At 45.3% G+C, this 19,680-nt stretch carries 11 protein-coding genes and 1 tRNA gene; 3 read left to right on the top strand and 9 right to left on the bottom strand.

What is annotated here, in order from left to right:
• Positions 1-2: 2 nt before the first annotated feature.
• From rsxD to AB4507_RS06775, 8 genes are all read right to left on the bottom strand, one after another.
• Positions 3-1,049 carry an electron transport complex subunit RsxD gene (gene rsxD / locus AB4507_RS06810; RefSeq protein ID WP_017063459.1) on the bottom strand — a complete coding sequence of 349 codons (1,047 nt, stop codon included), beginning with the start codon at positions 1,047-1,049 and terminating at the stop codon, positions 3-5.
• Complete coding sequence (rsxC, locus tag AB4507_RS06805; RefSeq protein WP_372182440.1) at positions 1,049-3,586, bottom strand: electron transport complex subunit RsxC; 2,538 nt, start codon at positions 3,584-3,586, stop codon at positions 1,049-1,051. Before rsxC ends, rsxD begins: the two co-directional genes overlap by 1 nt.
• A 7-nt stretch (positions 3,587-3,593) precedes the next feature.
• Positions 3,594-4,187, bottom strand: a complete 594-nt coding sequence (rsxB, locus tag AB4507_RS06800; protein WP_004734040.1) for an electron transport complex subunit RsxB — start codon at positions 4,185-4,187, stop codon at positions 3,594-3,596.
• Positions 4,188-4,189: 2 nt separating this feature from the next.
• Positions 4,190-4,768, bottom strand: a complete 579-nt coding sequence (gene rsxA / locus AB4507_RS06795; RefSeq protein WP_004734039.1) for an electron transport complex subunit RsxA — start codon at positions 4,766-4,768, stop codon at positions 4,190-4,192.
• Between the two features lie 269 nt (positions 4,769-5,037).
• A complete protein-coding gene (locus AB4507_RS06790; RefSeq protein ID WP_136978369.1) occupies positions 5,038-6,042 on the bottom strand; it encodes a substrate-binding domain-containing protein in 1,005 nt (334 codons plus the stop codon).
• Positions 6,043-6,341: 299 nt separating this feature from the next.
• On the bottom strand, positions 6,342-9,443 hold the full coding sequence (locus AB4507_RS06785) for a beta-galactosidase (RefSeq protein WP_136978368.1): 3,102 nt from the start codon (positions 9,441-9,443) through the stop codon (positions 6,342-6,344).
• A gap of 121 nt (positions 9,444-9,564) precedes the next feature.
• Complete coding sequence (locus AB4507_RS06780) at positions 9,565-10,467, bottom strand: MalM family protein (RefSeq protein ID WP_136978367.1); 903 nt, start codon at positions 10,465-10,467, stop codon at positions 9,565-9,567.
• Between the two features lie 107 nt (positions 10,468-10,574).
• A complete protein-coding gene (locus AB4507_RS06775; protein ID WP_102321134.1) occupies positions 10,575-11,819 on the bottom strand; it encodes a carbohydrate porin in 1,245 nt (414 codons plus the stop codon).
• A gap of 831 nt (positions 11,820-12,650) precedes the next feature.
• Between AB4507_RS06775 and AB4507_RS06770 the strand changes: the two genes are divergently transcribed.
• Complete coding sequence (locus AB4507_RS06770; RefSeq protein ID WP_136978366.1) at positions 12,651-14,768, top strand: alpha-galactosidase; 2,118 nt, start codon at positions 12,651-12,653, stop codon at positions 14,766-14,768.
• A gap of 475 nt (positions 14,769-15,243) precedes the next feature.
• Positions 15,244-16,617, top strand: a complete 1,374-nt coding sequence (melB, locus tag AB4507_RS06765; protein WP_102394332.1) for a melibiose:sodium transporter MelB — start codon at positions 15,244-15,246, stop codon at positions 16,615-16,617.
• A gap of 288 nt (positions 16,618-16,905) precedes the next feature.
• On the opposite strand, the gene AB4507_RS06760 is transcribed toward melB, so the two are convergent.
• Positions 16,906-16,981: transfer RNA gene (locus AB4507_RS06760), tRNA-Asn, on the bottom strand.
• A gap of 508 nt (positions 16,982-17,489) precedes the next feature.
• Between AB4507_RS06760 and uvrB the strand changes: the two genes are divergently transcribed.
• Complete coding sequence (gene uvrB, locus AB4507_RS06755; protein WP_017066592.1) at positions 17,490-19,520, top strand: excinuclease ABC subunit UvrB; 2,031 nt, start codon at positions 17,490-17,492, stop codon at positions 19,518-19,520.
• The last annotated feature ends 160 nt before the right edge of the window (positions 19,521-19,680 follow it).

Here is a 19,680-nt window from a genome sequence, read left to right as displayed (position 1 = left end):
CCTTAGTGACCGTATGTGCGAGGTTTGGTGTAGTAGTCAATCAGTGGAACACACATGTTGGCTAACAATACAGCAAACGCCACGCCATCAGGGAAACCACCCCAACTGCGGATGATAAAGACTAAACCGCCGATCAGAGCGCCAAACACTAAGCGACCTTTGACTGTCGTGGATGCTGAAACTGGGTCGGTTGCAATAAAGAATGCACCAAGCATAGTCGCGCCAGACAGAAGGTGAATGGTTGGAGAAGCGGTTTCACCAGGAGTGAGCACTAAGAACACTAAGCTAAACAGAGTAAGACTGCCGATGAAAGCCACAGGGATATACCATTGAATAACACGTTGCTTAATCAGCACTAAACCGCCGATTAGGTAAGCAAGGTTTACCCACTCCCAGCCTACGCCAGCTAACCAACTAAATTGAGGTTGAGATAGTGCTTCTGAGGCAGTATTGCCTGCCGTTAATGCCGTTTTGAATGCATCAAGCGGCGTCGCCATTGTGGTGCCATCAATGCCAAGGCGTGCTTGTTGCAGAGACAAACCTTCGTTATTGAAGCCAGTAAAGATCATCAAGAATGAGTCAATAAAGCTTGTTGCTTCTGCTGTCAGGCTCGCGGGAGCATTCCAACTGGTCATTTGAACTGGGAATGAAATCAGCAAAACAACGTAAGCGACCATCGCAGGGTTAAATGGGTTCTGCCCTAGGCCGCCGTATAAGTGTTTCGCGATAATAATAGCGAAGAACATACCAATGACGAGGATCCACCACGGAGAGTGTGGGGGAATCGCGACACTCAGTAGCCAAGCGGTTACAACAGCACTGTAATCACGCAGTGCCATTACTGGCGGGCGTTTTCTCAATAGCATGACGGCTGCTTCAAAGGTAACAGCAAGTGCAATAGCAAATACTAACTGGATGAGGGTACCCCATCCAAAGAAGTAGGTTTGAGCTAGTAGACCTGGCAATGCACAAATAGCCACCCATTTCATTAGATCTGGGGTGCTTCTACGGCTATGCGCGTGCGGTGAGCTGGCGATAAAGAAGGCCACTACTCTTTCTCCTCATTGTTCTTTTTATCTAGCTCTTGCTGGGCTTTTTTCGCTTTAGCACGAGCGATAGCTGCAGCAACAGCAGCTTTCTTCGGATCGACCTGTTCAGATTGAGTATCAGTTTCTACTTCAACTACTGGTTCAGATGTTTCTGCTTGCTTAGCTTGCTGTGCTTTTTTTGCTTTAGCACGGGCTATAGCGGCAGCAACGGCGTCTTTCTTAGCATCGCCAGAACTTCCAGCTTCAGTTTCAACTGCAGGTTCAGGAGCTTCGGTTGTTTCTTGTGTCGCTTGCTGTGCTTTCTTAGCCTTAGCGCGAGCGATGGCCGCAGCAACAGCAGCTTTCTTAGGGTCGACTTGCTCCGATTGAGTCTCGGTTTCAACTTCAACCACTGGTTCAGATGTTTCTGCTTGCTTCGCTTGCTGGGCTTTTTTGGCTTTAGCACGAGCGATAGCGGCAGTAACAGCATCTTTCTTGGCATCGCCGGATTTTTCAGCAGGAGCTTCAGCAGCAGATTCAGCTTGTTGAGCTTTCTTGGCTTTAGCACGAGCAATGGCCGCAGCGACAGCATCTTTCTTAGCATCGCCAGAGCTTTCAACAGGAGCATCCGAAGCAGATTCCGCTTGCTGTGCTTTCTTCGCTTTAGCGCGAGCAATCGCAGCAGCAACGGCGTCTTTCTTCGTATCGCCTGAGCTTTCAGCTGGAGCGTCGGAAGTAGATTCAGCTTGTTGAACTTTCTTGGCTTTAGCACGTGCAATAGCCGCAGCAACTGCGTCTTTCTTGGCGTCGCCAGAGCTTTCTGCAGGAGTATCGGCTGCTGCTTGTTGTGCCTTGCGCTCTCTCGCTTGACGCTTGCGCTCTTCACGCAGTTTAGACATTTCAGAGTTGTCTGGTTCAGCGCCTTCCGCTTTTTGAGCTGCAGCTTGTTTCGCTTTTGCCTTCGCGATAGCGGCAGCAACCGCAGGTTTCACTGCTGGTTCTTCATTCGGAGCCTGATCCGCAGCGGCTTTTTGTGCTTTAACACGAGCAATCGCAGCAGCAATAGCATCATCACCGCCGGATGTTTTCATATCTTTACGGCGGTTATCTGCGGCTTTTTTAAAGCGGTTTTCACGTTCGGCTTTATCACGCTCCATACGAGCGTTCTTCTCTTCAAAACGAATCTTGGCGCGTTCTGCAGCAGCGGCTTCATCTTTTCGAGTTTTGATTTCAGCTTTTGCTTGGCGATAGTACTGAACAAGAGGGATTTCGCTTGGGCAGACAAATGCACATGCACCACATTCAATACAGTCTTTAATATTTAGCTCTTCACACTTATCCAACTCGTTGGCTTTGGCGTGCCATTGCAGTTGTTGAGGAAGTAGAGACGCAGGGCAAGCTTCAGCACATGCGCTGCAACGGATACATTCCATCTCGTAAGTGCTTGGTGAGATCTCACGACGCGTTGGCGCCAAAATACAGTTCGACGTTTTGGTGATTGGCACATTGGCATGCGGCAAGGTAAAGCCCATCATCGGGCCGCCCAAAATTAAACGCGGCAGTTTTTTATCTGCTTTGTAGCCAAACTCTTCAAGTAACTCATGTACTGGTGTGCCTAATAGCGCCCAAACGTTACGAGGTTGCTTAAAGGTTTTACCGGTTAATGTCACAACGCGGTTAACCACAGGTTCGCCGTCAATTACCGCTCGCTTAATCGAGTAAAGAGAGCCGACGTTCTGAACCAAAACACCAATGTCTGCAGGAATGCCGCCAGCTGGAACCTCTTTGTTGGTGAGGATCTTGATAAGTTGCTTCTCACCACCAGAAGGGTATTTGGTTGGGATAACGCGAATGACGATATCTTTGTCTTTCGCTGCAATCTCAAGTGCTTTTATCGCATCTGGTTTGTTGTCTTCAATGCCGATAACCGTCAGCTTTGGTTGAAGAATGTGTTCAACCACTTCGATGCCTTTTAATACTTCGTCGGCATGTTCTTGAAGCAACTTGTCATCAGAGGTGATGTAAGGTTCACATTCCGCAGCGTTGACGATCAAAATGTCGGTACGACCTAAGCCTGATTGAAGCTTCTTAGCCGTAGGGAAACCTGCGCCGCCCATGCCTGAAATACCAGCTTGGCGAATCACATCAAGCAGTTCGTCAGAAGTCTTTGTCGAAAAATCTTCAACTGGATTTTTTTCAATCCAAGTGTCTAGGCCATCAGGTTTAATAACCACGCATATTTCGCTCAAGCCTGAAGGGTGAGCGGTAGTTCGCGGTTCGATAGCGGTAATCACACCCGATGTTGGTGCGTGTACTGGCAAAGTAAAACCTGTGTCTAAGGCCGTAAGTTGCTGACCTTTTAACACAGTGTCGCCAGCAGCAACCAATAGGTTCCCCGGCTTACCGATGTGCTGTTTCACCGGAAGAACGATTTCTTCTGGAAGCCTTGCATGGACGATATCAGTAGTATTCGACTGTTTCTTGTTTTCAGCAGGGTGCACGCCACCAGGGAAGTTCCAAATAGAGCCCGTGCGAATTTGTTCAATTAAAGAGATCATACTAACCCTATGCTTTAGGCTCTGACGCAGTCGCATCAGTCGCTTGGTTAGTGATATCAGTAACAGGGATGATGTTCATCTGCCATTTCCAATTTTCAGTCGTTGTTGCCACTGGAATCATTTCAATACAGTCAGTAGGGCACGGTGCGACACATAGATCACAACCTGTACATTCATCTTTAATTACTGTGTGCAGTGCCTTGGTGCCACCAACAATGGCGTCAACAGGGCAGGCTTGAATACACTTGGTACAGCCGATACACATATCTTCGTGAATGAAGGCAACGGTTTTTACTTTGTTATCTAAGTCATGAGCGGAGTCTTCAACTTCTACGCCCATTAAATCTGCTAGCTTCTCAATGGTTGCTTGGCCGCCCGGAGGACATTTGTTGATCTTGTCTCCGTTAGCGATCGCCTCTGCGTATGGGCGACAGCCAGGGTAGCCACACTGGCCACATTGAGTTTGCGGTAAAATGGTGTCGATTTGATCGACGATAGGATCAGCTTCAACTTTAAAACGGATAGAAGCAAAGCCCAAAATAGCGCCAAAAACAGCGGCTAAAACGGCTAGCGCAATGATCGCAATTAAAATGGTACTCATGTTTATTTCACCAACCCAGTAAAGCCCATGAATGCCAGAGACATTAGGCCTGCTGTGATCATCGCAATCGATGCGCCTTTGAATGGCATTGGAACATCAGCAACCGCAATACGTTCACGCATTGCAGCAAATAAGATCAATACAAGAGAGAAACCCACCGCTGCGCCGAAACCATAGATGATCGACTGAATGAAGTTGTGGTTTTCATTGATGTTCAGAAGTGCCACACCTAATACCGCACAGTTGGTGGTGATAAGAGGCAGAAAGATACCCAGCAGGCGATAAAGAGTCGGGCTGGTTTTGTGAACGACCATTTCCGTAAATTGAACAACCACCGCGATAACCAAGATGAAACTCATGGTACGCAGGTATTCAATACCCAGAGGGGTAAGGATGTAGGTTTCTACTAGGTATGCAGAGACCGACGCTAACGTTAGAACGAAAGTCGTCGCGAGGCCCATGCCAATCGCAGTCTCCAGTTTCTTGGAGACTCCCATAAATGGACATAGTCCTAAAAACTTCACTAGCACAAAGTTATTGACCAGCACTGTGCCAACCAACAACAAAAGGTATTCGGTCATAATGGATTAATTCTTGAGATTCCGATCCCGATATTATCCTGCTTTGCTCACCTAATAACAACCAAGGATCACTAGGGATTTAGACACTTGGTGAAAAAATCAACGGGTAACCGTTTGATTAAGATGGATCAGGTTAAGTATAGGTGGGTATTTGCGGGGAATGAAAAATAAGATTAACTCAATGATAACTCATCGAATCAATCCTATTTTCTTTGTTGTAAAAAGTGTCGAGGAACGAAATGACTTAGTCTTTATGAACCTGAGCTTTCTCAATTAATGTTTCGAACAGAGGCTCTGCGCACCAAAATTGGCATAAATAGCTTATGTTCCGTGTGTTCTTTTGGCTCGTTACTTGCGAGTTGCAGAGAGAGCTTAACCGCTTGATTAGCCATGACTTGAATTGGGTAACGAATGGTGGTCAATCGAGGGTAGATGAAGCGAGCAATGTGGCCGTCATCAAACCCAATAACTGATATATCTTCTGGAATACGAACGCCATTTTCTTGTAATAACGCCAAACAGCCTGCTGCCATGTAGTCGTTATACGTTGCAATGGCTGTGATATCTGTGTTTTTTGCCATTAAGTTAACCATGGCTTGCTCACCGCCTAGCTCGTCAGGTTCACCATATTCGATGTACTCATCGTTCGATTCAATACCGTGATCTTTCAATGCATCCAAATAGCCACCTAAGCGGTCGTGAGCATCTTCAATATCGTGACTCGAGCAGATGTAGCCAATGTGCTTGTGGCCGTTTTTAATCAAATACTCAGTCGCGATGTAAGAGCCGCGGCGGTTGTCGAGAGCAATACAGCGGTGTTCGATATCGGGAACAATTCGGTTGATGAGAACTAAGCCGGGCACTTCATTGGCTAGCTTAACCAATTCTTCGTCGCTAATGCCTTTGCTATGAACCACGAGTGATTCGCAGCGGCTGTTGATCAGCAAGTTAATCGCATTACGCTCTTTGGTCGCGTCATGGTAGCCGCTGCCAATCAGTAGCTGCTTTTCTTGCTCACTTGCCACGGTATCAATGGCTTTGATCATCGAGCCGAAGAACGGGGCAGAAACATCATTAACCAGTACACCAATCGCGTTTGAAGATTTGCTGACCAATGCACGGGCGTTGGCATTTGGGCGATAGCCGAGTTTTTCCATAGCGGCTTTTACCGCCGCAATTGCGGTTTCACTGGTGTGAGGTGCATTGTTGATTACTCGAGAGGTGGTCGCGATTGATACGCCTGCTTCCTTCGCAACATCTTTAATGGTAGCCATTCCGCTCTCTTATTCTGAATATAATGCTGTGTGCTAGTGGTTGAACATTTAACAACGGATAGTTAGGCAATTCAAATATTAAACATCAAATATGACGAGGTTTGATGGTTTATTTTTGATTGGCTGACTAGTTTGAAAATAATAAGCCAAGCTCTAGATTTGAGCTTGGCTTTTGAGTCACATTGGCGTGTGGACTGCTGTCGTGTGAGCTGTTGTCGCGTGAAGTAAGGTAATCACAGGTAACCCAAAGTAATAGGGGAACCAAGTGGCTTAGAGCAAGCCGCTTGGTCCGAATCTACTTACGATGCGCTTGTTAGCGTAACCTGATAACGATATTGATTGTCGGTGAGTTGAAACTCTTGGTGAACACTTGGACTCCAAGAATCATCACCACCAACACCCATATGTTGGTGATCTACGCGTACATAGATTTTCTCTTCACGAGTCAGGTCATTGGTATGCTTAGCATCCGTTAATTGTTGCTGGCTGTACTGACTCACACTGAATGAAAAATCGCCTTCGATCCCGATATTTCCTACATTCAAGTTTTTGGTTCCGCAACGTAACCCGCTATCGGTTGGGAATATATACGGCGTATGCATCTGATCCAGTGTCTGTTTGTGTAAACCGAATCGAGCAGCAGCCAAACGGTCTGGATAGTTTTCAAAAGGACCTAATCCCAGCCACGATACTGGAGTTTCATTGGCAGTTTCGAGTGGTAAAGGTAGCTCCATCTCAAGACCAATGCGTGGCATCGGTGGTAAGTGATCGGCTAAGTTGACATCAACCGCGATATTCATTTCGCCTAGGTTATTTAAGGTGTATTGCCATTTGGTAATCGCTTGGATTTGGCCATTAAATTGGTAGGCGAATACTGACGCCACTTGTACTGAGTCTGCGAGCGCTTGCACGACACAACTTGTACACTGACGCTCCCATTGACCAATGCCTGCAAGTTCCCAGCGACAAGCCCATGCATTTGGGTCGATGTTGTCTATCTCACTGATACCAATGTCGTTATCAAGTGGCGCGCGATAGAAGTTATCGACAGGTGCCTTGATAACTTGCGGTTGCCCATCAACGATCCAGTGGGTCAACAATCCACTCTCTGTATCCCATTGCCATTGATGTGTTTCATCTAGGCTAGACACGACCACTTTATTGTCTTGCTGATGTAACTGGGGAGCCAAAGCATTTGCCGTGATCGGGAGTTGCAAGCCAGCATGGTTACGTAAAGCAAATTGCTCCGTCGCACAAACATGGCCTTCTTCTGCCCACTTGGTTGAATGAGTCAGAGTAATATCGGTGTTGAGATGATATTCGGCTTGTGCTTTTGGTGTGAAAGCGAGGTCAATTACCAGCTCTTGTTTACTATCTTCAGCAACGGATAAGACTTGTTGCCCTGATTGAATCACGATGCCATTTTCGAGCAATTGCCAGCGTAAGATTTCATTGTCAGTCGCTCGGAACAGGTTTTCATTGGTTACCGTTAGGCGGCATTGATCTTCAGTTTGCTCTGCTAACGTCACATTGATCATTCTCTGGCAGTATTTCGCCTCTTCCAAGGTCGGGTGTACGCTGCGATCTGGGAAGATCAAACCGTTGATGCAGAACTGACGGTCGTTGATGACATCGCCAAAGTCTCCACCGTAGGCCCAGAAGTGTTCACCGTTTTCATCCCATTGGCTTAGTCCTTGGTCAACCCAATCCCAGATGAAACCGCCTTGTAGGCGAGGATATTCTCGGAATGCATCCCAGTAATCATTAAAGCTACCCAAACTGTTACCCATTGCGTGTGCGTATTCACAAAGAATAAGCGGGCGTTGCTCGTTAGGCAGAGAAACCCATTTCTTGATAGACCATTTTGGAACGGCATCGTCTTCGATAGTGCTGTTAACGCGTGCGTACATTGGCGCAATGATATCGGTCGCTGTGGTATTTGAACCACCGCCTTCATACTGTACCGGGCGAGAAGGATCGTACTGTTTCGACCAAGCATACATCGCATTGTGGCTGCTGCCGTGCCCTGACTCGTTGCCCAAAGACCAGATGATGATAGAAGGGTGGTTCTTATCACGCATGACCATTTGCGTATAGCGACTCATATAAGCGTGTGCCCATTGCGGATCCGCAGACAAGCGATTCATAGGCTGCATGCCATGGGTCTCGATGTTCGCTTCATCACACACATATAAACCGTATTCGTCACACAGCTCGTACCATCGTGGGTGGTTAGGGTAGTGAGCGGTGCGCACAGCATTGAAGTTGTACTGCTTCATTAGACAGATATCGCGGATCATGTCTTCTTCTGTCATCACATGCCCCAACTCTGGGTGATGCTCATGACGGTTGACGCCGCGAATCAATAGCGGTTTGCCGTTTAGCTTTAGCTGACCGTCTGTCATTTCGACTTTACGGAATCCAACGTGATAAGCTTCACTTTCTATGTGGTTACCTTGCCTATCAAGCAATGACACGACAATTCGGTAAAGGTTAGGAACTTCTGCGCTCCATTTCTTCGGATCTCGAACATGAAGAGTTTGGAATACCACATCATCGTAGGTGCCACGCTCGTCAATTCGTCGATTATGAGGGCGATCGATAAGCGGTTCAGTCACCGCGTTTTCACCGTCAAACAGTTGAACCTGAACTTGGTAAGTGTCTGGTGCCGTAATTTTGGTGACAATAGACAGTGAACCATCGCGATAGCATGCGTCTAAGTCCGGCGTAACGAACACATCTTCAATGCACTGCTTTGGTTTAGCTAGTAAGGTCACATCACGGAAAATACCGCTTAGCCACCACATATCTTGGTCTTCTAAATAGCTACCATCACACCAACGTATCACCATGACAGAAAGCGTATTGTCGCCAACAGTTAGATACTGAGTTAAGTCGAACTCGGCAGGTAAGCGGCTATCTTGGCTGTAACCAACCCAATTGCCATTACACCAAAGATGAAAAGCGGAATTGACGCCATCAAAGATAATACGTTGGGTGTTCTTTAGGTCATTTTTAGTCAACGTAATTTGAGTGCGGTAACAACCGGTTGGGTTTTCTGCCGGTACAAACGGTGGGTTCACTTCAAATGGGTATTTTACGTTGGCGTAGATAGGTTTATCGTAGCCTTGCATTTGCCAGTTCGATGGTACGGTAATCTCGTCCCATTGTGAGTCATTGAAACTTGTTTCGATAAATTCACCGTCAACTTGTTCAGGTGCATCAAAGTATTTGAACTTCCATTGTCCATTAAGAGATTTACGTTGTGACTCAATGCCGTCTCGAGCGTGCTTAAGGTTGCGGTAGCTTGATAATGGGCTGTGCGCATTAAGGCAGTGGATATTCACAGACTGTGGGTTTTCCCAATCGCGTCTTTGGATGATGTTTGAAAATGCCTTCATGGTATTCCTACTCTTAAAGTGTTCAATATGGGTAATAATTCTATTAAGTCATCGGTCTTTTAAGCCGTGATGACCGTTATCAAATCGTTGGTTATGCGTATTGTTCTGTTGGCTTATTCAGCTATTCAGCGAGCTGTTTTAATAAATAATCTTTTGCTTCGGGTATGCCCTGTTCGGCCGCTTGATTAGCAATAAATGCAGCTTGTTTGATGTCATTGTTGTTTAGGGCTTGGTCAATGTCTTTTTGGATATTCAGCCATTGCGCCTTTTGATTGGTTTCAATTGTCTGATTTGATGGTTGAGAAACTTGCTTTGAACCTAAGGTTTCGGGTTCATTGTCGGATGAAACACCAAGCTCAGCCAATAGAGTCAAAACCGCACTGTTTGTTGATTTGCTCGCCGTAACATCAATGACACCTACGTAGCTCAACGTCGCAGTCAACGGCAGTTGCTTATTGCCAATAACCTGCTGAGATTCTGAATACAGATCTTCAGGATGAATTCGATTGATGGCGCTATCTAACTTAGTGCTATCGGCGCTGACCACAATAAATTGCGCGTTGTCTCGTTGAGGTTCGAGTGCAATTGATGCTTCAATTCTTTCTAACCCTTGCATCGTTGTCGGGTAGTAAGTGAAGTCGTTAGTACTGTATTGACCAAGCAGTCGCCATTGTTTGTCAAAGACATAAATAGACGGTGCGAATAGCGCATCATTTTTAATGTATGAACGAATGAGCAAGGACAGCGATTCTGTCGTGCCACTGATTTGGTACGCGATGGTCGGAAAGCGTTGGCTATCCGCTTGTGTATTGTCATTTAACAATGAAGAGGAAAGGGTCGGTAAATCACCGTCCATGATGACTTGCTGGTGGAATGGAATAGATAATTGAGTGATAGGTAGCGCGCTGAGTTGAGAACAACATGCACTGCTATTGAAATCAGTATTGAGTTCTTGTTCTGGTATGCCGCTGCATGCGCTAACTGTGAGTGCCGCGACAATGATCACCAATGATTTTAATTTCATCTGATTGCTACCTTAGTAAAGGGGAAAACATCGGCTTTCCCCGTTAAATTGCTATTCCAGTGTTGAGCGTCAATTGGTTGATTGAACAGACGCTCGGGTGTGGTGGTTTACCACCAAGTCTCTACGTTGAAACCAAAGGTAATCTCGTCAACAGTCTCGGCATTGATGCTTGTTGCCGTTCCATAAGTCTCGTTACCACGATCCCATTCGTTGTTGGATTCAGAGTACGTCGCAAAAATACGAATAGATGGACGAGCCCATACCCCTTTTCCAGCTTGGAACATTTGAGCCACGGTCACTTTATACATATCGTTGGTGCCCGAGCCGTTTTGAGCTTCTACCGTTTCGTAACCCACCTCTAATGCTGTCGACATGTAATCTGTCCAAGCATATTGAGGACGAGCTCCGACACTGAACCACTTCTCACCATCGTTGTTATCTAGGTTTTTGTCTTGATAAGCGATGGAGTACATCACTTGAACATCTTCACTGATATTCAAGTCACCGTGGTTAAATAGGCGCCAGCTAGAACCATCGTGTTCCACACCCGTGCTGTATTTTCTGTTTGATCCACCTTCAGCACTCATTAATCCACCTGCCAACGCATCGGTACCATATTGGAAGGCCAAGGTGTTTGAACCGTAGTTCCAAGCTTGACGGTAAAGAGCAGAGAGCATTGCGCCAGAAGTAGTAATGTCTTTATCGTCGTAGCTTGAGTTCTGCGTGGTTACGTAGTTTAGGCCGAGTGTTAGGTCTGCTGTTTCACTTAGCTCAATGCCACTTAAGCGGGCATCGATGTTATGAAGGCTGCGTCCATCGTCACTTGAAGAGTTTGGTGCCATCCAAGCTAAGTGAGCATCAGCAAAGCCGAGATCCCAATCTTCAATACCAAGACCGGTGCTGGATGTATCCCAGTACTTCACATCTATCATGTGGACTTCGTGGCGACGGTAAAAACGTTCACCTGCCCAAATTTTTGCGTTGGGTTGGCCGTCGATAAGCCCATGGCCTGCTGACCAAAGCTGAATCGTACTCACGTCTCCCCAGCTATCTCCACTGCCTAGATAAATCGTGGTGTCAAAATAGGCGTCATTGTCACGCCATACATCGGCTTTCACTCCCGCTTCCCACCAATTTAGTTCATTACCTAAACGGTAGTTACCGTAACCTTGGCCCGCTCGAATAACGTCGTTGCGTTCTCCTTTGCCGTCGTTATGTTGGTCATTATCGGTGTAGATGTTGCCCCATTTTGCATAACCAAAATACGTTACGTTCTCCACTGCAGCGAAGCTGACTAATGGGGCGAGGGACAGAGTGAATCCTAATGCTTTGACTAGCATTTTTTGTTTCATGAAGTGTCTCCATTATTTTTTATTTATGGATATTTTTATGTTTGAGTCCTAACTCGAGCGAGAGTGTAAATAAACTTTGGAAACGTTTTCATGATGAGGTTGGCATTTTTATGCTATTGATGGGTTTGTGATTATTTTGTGTGATTTTGATCTGATTATTGGGCTTGTATAGGTGTTTTTACGCTAGGTTTTGTGATTTTAAAGTGGAATCGTTTTCTTTACTCAGTGCTATGCGGTGGTTTAGAGGGAGTGATTATGCTGTTGGTTGTCTTGGAATTTGAGGTGAAGCGAGTTTGAGGTACTTTGAGTGTCGGGTTGTTCGAGGGCTTTGAGGAAAAGCAGCCCAGTTAATGATAACTGGGCTCGTGAGACAAGGAAGTAAGTATCAAAGCAAATGCAGCAGCAAGGCTACAAGCATCGTGTTCTGTACCGTCAAGCTGGAATGTAAAAGTTAGGACCCAGAGAGACACTTCATAGATGTACTCGAAGATCTAAGAATACGAGTGTGATGTGATCAGTTCAAGAGGAAATGTATTTTAGCCTATGTGTTAATGGGAACTTTGATTTAATGTACTGAATTTAAAAGATTAAATTGCCATTAATTATCGTTTTATATTGCTTTATTTAGAGTGGAAAGTTCAATTCTACCTAGAGGTAGGCAATATGAGATGGAATGGTGGTCAATCTAAATCTTTGAATTAGGAGCTATTTACCAAAGTTATCAGTCTTGAATATTTACTGGAAACGTTTTCATGATTTCGAGTTTGATCACAGAAACTCTGGGCTTAATAATTATGATACTGGGTAATTAAACGCGTTAAGGTTAAAAAAATGACGAATAAATCCCTAATTGATATTACCGGTCAACACTCGCAACTGATTGTAGAACTTGGCGATTTTGCCGAAATTCTTCATTGGGGAGCTCCCGTTCGTGGTGATTTAGCTAGCTTCCGTGTTTCTCTTGAAAGACCGGTTCCATACGGCCGCCTTGATAATGATGTTGCTATGTCTCTGAGCCCAGAGCTCGGGCGCGGTGTTTTCAGCAGTCCGGCATTAGAAGGGCACCGAGACGGATTGGACTGGGCGCCTGTTTTCTCTATTACGGATGTTCAACAAACACCATCTAGCCTAATCATTGAGAGTGAAGATATACGTGCAGGCTTACGTTTAACAACCGAGTTATGCCTCGATAAACATGATGTTGTGAAATCTCGTCACACCTTAACCAACGTTAAAGCCGGCCTTTATCAGGTGAACCGTCTCGCCAATACTTTGCCATTACCAGCAAGAGCTAATGAGTTGATGACGTACTACGGCCGCTGGGTACATGAGTTCCAAACGGTGCGTCAACCCTTACAGCAAGGGGGCTATCAGCAAGAAAATCGTCGCGGAAGAACGTCTCATGAACATTATCCAGCGATGGTTGTCGGTACCGCTAACTTTAATGAAATGGCAGGTGATGTGTGGGGGATTCACTTCGCTTGGAGTGGTAACCACAGACTGCGCGCGGATGTAAAAGCAGACGGTCGTCGCTACGTGCAAGCGGAAGTTATTTATCTACCGGGTGAGATTACATTGGATGAAGGTGAAAGCTTAACGACACCTTGGTTATATGCCAGTTTCAGTTCGGAAGGCTTAAATGGAATGAGCCATCAGTTCCACTCCCATGTGCGTTGTTCCATCTTGCCGGAGTCTTTCGCACAAAAGCCTCGACCTATCCATCTTAATACTTGGGAAGGCATCTATTTTGACCATGATCCTGATTATATTATGTCGATGGCTAGCCAAGCCGCGGATATGGGAGTAGAGCGTTTTATCATTGACGATGGCTGGTTCAAAGGGCGCTGCGGAGACAAGGCTGCGCTAGGGGATTGGTTCTTAGATGAAGAAAAATACCCAAATGGTTTAGATCCGATAGTTGAGCACGTTAATCAGTTGGGTATGGAGTTTGGATTGTGGTTCGAACCTGAGATGATCAATAAGGATTCTGACTTATACCGAGCCCATCCAGACTGGTTGCTTGCGGTTGACGGCTATGACCAACCAACGGGTCGTAATCAATATGTTATCGATCTTCAGAATCAACAAGCATTCGACTTTTTGTTTGAGCGTCTTGACCACTTCTTAAGTCAGTACAACATTGCTTACATTAAGTGGGATATGAACCGAGAAGTTGTACAACCTGCGCATCTAGGCAGGGCTGCGGCTCATCAACAAACCGCTCGTTATTATGAGTTGGTCGATAAAGTCCGAGAGAAGCACCCAATGGTTGATATTGAATCGTGTGCGGCTGGTGGTGGTCGTATCGATTTTGAGGTTCTTAAGCGTACGCAACGTTTTTGGGCGTCTGATAACAATGACGCGCTGGAAAGACAAACGATTCAGCGTGGGATGAGTTACTTCTTCCCCCCTGAGGTAATGGGAAGCCATATTGGTGCGAGCCACTGCCACAGCACTCGTCGTCGTCATAGTATTGAGTTTCGTGGTCTAACAGCACTGTTTGGTCATATGGGGATTGAATTAGATCCTGTGAAAGAAGTGCAAGAAGAGAAGCAGGGCTTTGAACACTACATCAAGCTACATAAGATGCTGCGCCCGTTACTGCATAGCGGGAGAACTTGGCGAGTTCCAACGGATGATAGTGCCCATCAAATCCATGCGGTCGTTTCCGAAGATGTGTCAGAAGCGGTGGTGATGATTGCACAGCTGGCGATGCCAACCAATTCGTTGAGTGGTCATTTGCGCATACCTGGGCTAGATCCACAAAGCCTATACAAGGTCTCCGTGATTGATAAACCGTCAAATTACGATGATATTGTAAATTATCAACCGCCATGGACAGAGTCTGGCTGTGAATTATCAGGTGCTTGGTGTGCCGAGGTGGGGCTGACGATGCCAATACTTGACGCAGAAACAGCGATGCTGATTAAATTTGAACGTATCGAGTAAATTTTAGCATAGACCTTATATTTGACGAACCGCGTAGGTGAAATTACGCGGTTTTTTATTGCCTTCAATAAGCCGTCATGAAGTATCTAATCAATTTGATGTGCCCTTATAGATTGGAGAACTGTAGGTATTCCCAGCGTGATACTGCACTTATGTAATCGTTCTCATGCGTTACTTCACACTACGAACTGTTTTGAGCACTTTAATTAGCGATATTCTCTATCAATTCGAGGGTTTTATTGTTCGATCTCTCACTTTAGATATTTGACTGAAAACGTTTCCATTGAGTGGTTATTGATCACAGTATCTGTGCGTTGGAATGGTTACATTAGCGTCGGACTTGATACTTGAGTGTTTTAAGAAGCGACCACAGAGTGGCTCTAAAACAGAACTTGAGTGGATAAATTATTATAAATAAAAGGTAAGCGTTTCAGCGTCTGTTAGGAGATGAAGTTACGCGCCTGAAGGAAATACTATGTCTGATCAAATTACTCTACAAACCAAATTATCGTATGGACTTGGGGCTTTAGGTAAAGACTTTGCCTGTGCTCCAATCTACATCTTTTTAATGTTTTACTTCACTGATGTTGCTGGGCTGTCAGCGGCATTTGTGGGTACTATCTTTTTGGCCGCGCGCATTGTCGACGCGGTGACCGACCCAATGATGGGCGTTATCGTTGATAACACGCGCTCTAAGTTTGGTAAATTCCGTCCTTGGATAGTGATTGGAACCCTGTTAAATGCTGTAGTGCTTGTTGGTCTTTTTAGTACGCATATGTTTGAAGGCACTACGTTATACATTTATGCAGCGGCTGCTTATATTCTGTGGGGCCTTACGTACACTATTATGGACATTCCATATTGGTCTTTGATTCCTGCACTATCGAGCTCTCGTCAAGAACGTGAAAAGCTGGTTGTTTGGCCACGATTATTTGCTAGCTTGGCGTGGTTTATTACGGGTACTTACGGGCTACATATTGTCGGTAAACTGGGTGACGGCGACCAAGGACAAGGTTTCTTCAACGTTGCTATGTTGATTGCTGTGCTGTTCGTGATGAGTGCATTCTTGATTGCTCGCAACGTAAAAGAAAAATCGGCACCAGCAAATGCGAAACCAGCTGAGCGTTTCAGCTTTAAAGATGTAATGGTTATCATTGGTAAGAATGACCAACTAAAAGCACTTATTGGTACCGTATTGTCGTTCCAAATAGCAAACTTGTTGGTGGGTGGTTTTGCGATTTACTACTTCTCTTACGCTTTAGGCAACGCTGACTTGTTCCCCGTTTATATGATGGTGGCAGGTATCGCTGAAGTTGCAGGCGTATTCTTGTTCCCTCGTATTGCATCAGTGTTACCACGCAAACACCTATGGGTTATCGCTTGTGGCTTCCCAGTGCTGTCTTGTACCACTCTACTTATCATGGGCTTTATCGCTCCAGGTAACGCGATTCTAATCGGTATCGCAGGTGCTGCTATCAAGTTTGGTGTGGGTATCGCTAACGCACTGCAAACTGTAATGCTTGCCGATGTTGTTGATTACGGTGAACACAAAACGGGTCGTCGCAGTGAGAGTGTTATCTTCTCTGTTCAAACGATGCTTGTTAAGTTTGCAGGCGCGGCTGGTGGTTTTATTGTTGGTATGGGCTTGTCTGTGGTGGGTTATGTACCAAACGTGGAACAGTCTGACAGCACTATCATGGGACTGCAGTTTATGATGGTAGGTTTACCAGCGATTCTAATGACGGTAAGTGCTCTTGTTTATAAGCGCTACTACCACCTGCATGAAGGATTTGATCAAGACCAAGCCGGTAAAGAGACTCAGACAAATGTTGTTACAGCAGAAGCATAACCGCTAAACGACGTCTAATCTAGAATAAAGCTCAGTTTAGTCACTAAGCCCAAACGCCTCCTTGTGAGGCGTTTTTTTATGGATGTGAGTTAATCAAAGCTGTGCCTGTAGGGCTTTTGTTTCGACTAAAACGCAAAAAGCCGCATCGAGTGATGCGGCTTCTTTAAATTTGGCCCCCTTGTCGAGACTTGAACGCGGGCGGCTAGGTTTGTGACATTAACTTGGAACAAGTTAGTCGCAGTTATATACGAAAAAGCCCAATCTTTCGATTGAGCTTTTTTCTGAATTTGGCTCCCCTTGCAAGACTTGAACTTGCGACATACGGATTAACAGTCCGCCGTTCTACCAACTGAACTAAAGGGGAATTGCTTGTTAGCGACGCGAATTCTAATAATTGTCCGGATTTCTGTCAATAAAAAATATCAGAAAAAAGTAAGATAAAAAACTTTACTTTCTTGAACGCCTTATAGGATTTAGCTTTGCTTTAGTTATCCACCAAAATTGTGGATAAGTGTGTGTGTGAAACTTTAACAACAATAATCGGGATAAATCGAAAAATGTAAAAACCTTATCTAACGTAATGTATTTAAAAGATTTATAGCAAAATGTCGCAATTGTATAACTTTTGTAGATTATAAAACGAACAGTAAAACAAGCGGTATTTTTAGGTTTTTTGGGGAAAAGTAGTGGATTAAAATTCGAGTAATTTAGCTGGGGAAACTTTGCAGGGCACGGATAATACCAAGTTCTAAAAATAAAAGCTATAACTGATCTCTGATCTTAAGATGCATTTCTCTAGATAATTGTTGCAACGACACTCCTCCTAGAGTGACAATGACCTGATTAAAAAAACAGTATGGAAATGGCGACCTATGAGTAAACTCTTTGACTTGGTATCGGACTACAGCCCGTCCGGTGATCAGCCGACAGCGATAACCAAATTACTAGACGGATTAGATTCTGGTTTGGCACATCAAACTCTACTAGGGGTAACGGGCTCAGGTAAAACCTTTACCCTTGCCAACGTCATTTCCCAATCTCAAAGACCTGCGATTCTGTTAGCGCCTAACAAGACATTGGCGGCTCAACTTTACGGTGAGATGAAATCTTTCTTTCCAAACAATGCCGTTGAGTATTTCGTTTCTTACTACGATTACTACCAACCTGAAGCCTACGTTCCAACCACGGACACGTTCATCGAGAAAGATGCGTCTGTGAACGCTCATATCGAACAAATGAGGCTTTCGGCAACCAAAGCCTTATTAGAACGAAAAGACGCCATCATTGTGGCTTCTGTGTCGGCTATCTACGGTCTGGGTGATCCTAAGTCTTATTTGAAGATGATGCTTCATTTGAGTCGTGGCGAGGTGATGGATCAGCGAGACATCCTGCGTCGATTGGCTGAGCTGCAATATTCAAGAAACGATGTCGCCTTTGAACGTGGTCAGTTCCGTGTTCGTGGTGAGGTGATTGATATCTTTCCGGCTGAATCTGACCAAGATGCGGTTCGAATTGAGATGTTCGATGACGAAGTGGACTGCATTAGTATTTTTGATCCTCTGACTGGTGCGGTGAAACAAAGAGACTTGCCGCGCTTTACGGTTTATCCAAAAACTCACTATGTAACGCCAAGAGAAAAAATCCTTGAGGCGATTGAGAACATCAAGGACGAACTGCGCGATCGTGCTCAATACTTAAAAGACAACAATAAGCTTTTGGAAGAGCAGCGTATCTCTCAAAGAACTCAGTTTGATATTGAGATGATGACTGAGCTTGGCTTCTGTTCCGGTATCGAAAACTATTCACGATACTTGAGCGGCCGTGCGGAAGGGGAAGCGCCGCCAACGTTATTTGACTACCTGCCTGATGATGGTTTGCTGATCATCGATGAGTCACACGTGACTGTGCCGCAAATTGGTGCGATGTATAAAGGTGACCGTTCTCGTAAAGAAACCTTGGTCGAGTTTGGTTTTAGACTGCCTTCTGCATTGGATAACCGTCCAATGAAGTTTGAAGAATTTGAGTCTATAGCCCCACAAACGATTTTTGTGTCGGCAACACCAGGTAATTACGAGATTGAAAAATCAGATGGCGAGATTGCTGATCAAGTGGTACGTCCTACTGGTCTGTTAGACCCAATCATCGAAGTAAGACCTGTCGCGACGCAGGTGGATGACTTGCTGTCTGAAATCAGAATCCGTTCAGTGAAAGAAGAGCGTGTTTTGGTTACCACGTTGACCAAGAGAATGGCAGAAGACTTAACCGAATACCTAAGTGAGCACGGCGTTAAAGTGCGTTACTTGCACTCGGATATCGATACCGTTGAGCGTGTAGAGATCATCCGAGACCTACGTTTGGGCAAGTTCGATGTGTTAGTGGGCATTAACTTACTTCGTGAAGGTTTGGATATGCCTGAAGTGTCGCTGGTGGCGATTCTTGATGCAGATAAAGAGGGCTTCTTGCGTTCTGAGCGTTCTCTGATTCAAACCATTGGTCGTGCTGCTCGTAACTTGGAAGGTCGAGCAATCCTTTATGGTGATTCGATTACTAAGTCGATGAGAAAAGCGATTGATGAAACCGATCGTCGTCGCGAGAAACAGCAAGCCTACAACGAAGAGCAAGGCATCACTCCGCAAGCGTTGAAACGCAATATCAAAGACATTATGGAACTGGGTGATCTAACCAAGTCGAAGCAGCAGCGCCAATCGAAACAAGTTCCACTATCTAAGGTGGCAGAGCCTTCTGAAAGTTATGCAGTACTTACGCCGCAACAGCTTGATAAAGAGATCAGCAAGCTAGAATCTGCGATGTATCAGCATGCTCAGAATCTGGAATTTGAATTGGCCGCACAGAAGCGTGATGAAATTGATCAGTTAAGAAAGCAGTTTATTACCAACAGCTAATCTCACTTTTCGCTCGAGAATTGATCCCCCTCAACACAAGAATTGAGAGTGTTTCAGACAAAAAAACAGCCAGTAGTAAATGTTCTACTGGCTTACGTTTGTGAACAATCGGTCCACTAACAACGTCAGTTGGCTAGGTGACCCGAAGGTCATTTATACC

This window comes from Vibrio sp. 10N.222.54.A3 (genome assembly GCF_041474095.1).
In the GTDB taxonomy this organism is placed as follows: domain Bacteria; phylum Pseudomonadota; class Gammaproteobacteria; order Enterobacterales; family Vibrionaceae; genus Vibrio; species Vibrio crassostreae_C.
This window is presented reverse-complemented; position numbering and strand designations above follow the sequence as displayed.

Coding starts and splice junctions, on each gene's coding strand:
- rsxC (WP_372182440.1), bottom strand. CDS start 3,586: ATGATCTCTTTAATTGAACAAATTCGCACGGGCTCTATTTGGAACTTC.
- rsxB (WP_004734040.1), bottom strand. CDS start 4,187: ATGAGTACCATTTTAATTGCGATCATTGCGCTAGCCGTTTTAGCCGCT.
- rsxA (WP_004734039.1), bottom strand. CDS start 4,768: ATGACCGAATACCTTTTGTTGTTGGTTGGCACAGTGCTGGTCAATAAC.
- AB4507_RS06790 (WP_136978369.1), bottom strand. CDS start 6,042: ATGGCTACCATTAAAGATGTTGCGAAGGAAGCAGGCGTATCAATCGCG.
- AB4507_RS06785 (WP_136978368.1), bottom strand. CDS start 9,443: ATGAAGGCATTTTCAAACATCATCCAAAGACGCGATTGGGAAAACCCA.
- AB4507_RS06780 (WP_136978367.1), bottom strand. CDS start 10,467: ATGAAATTAAAATCATTGGTGATCATTGTCGCGGCACTCACAGTTAGC.
- AB4507_RS06775 (WP_102321134.1), bottom strand. CDS start 11,819: ATGAAACAAAAAATGCTAGTCAAAGCATTAGGATTCACTCTGTCCCTC.
- AB4507_RS06770 (WP_136978366.1), top strand. CDS start 12,651: ATGACGAATAAATCCCTAATTGATATTACCGGTCAACACTCGCAACTG.
- melB (WP_102394332.1), top strand. CDS start 15,244: ATGTCTGATCAAATTACTCTACAAACCAAATTATCGTATGGACTTGGG.
- uvrB (WP_017066592.1), top strand. CDS start 17,490: ATGAGTAAACTCTTTGACTTGGTATCGGACTACAGCCCGTCCGGTGAT.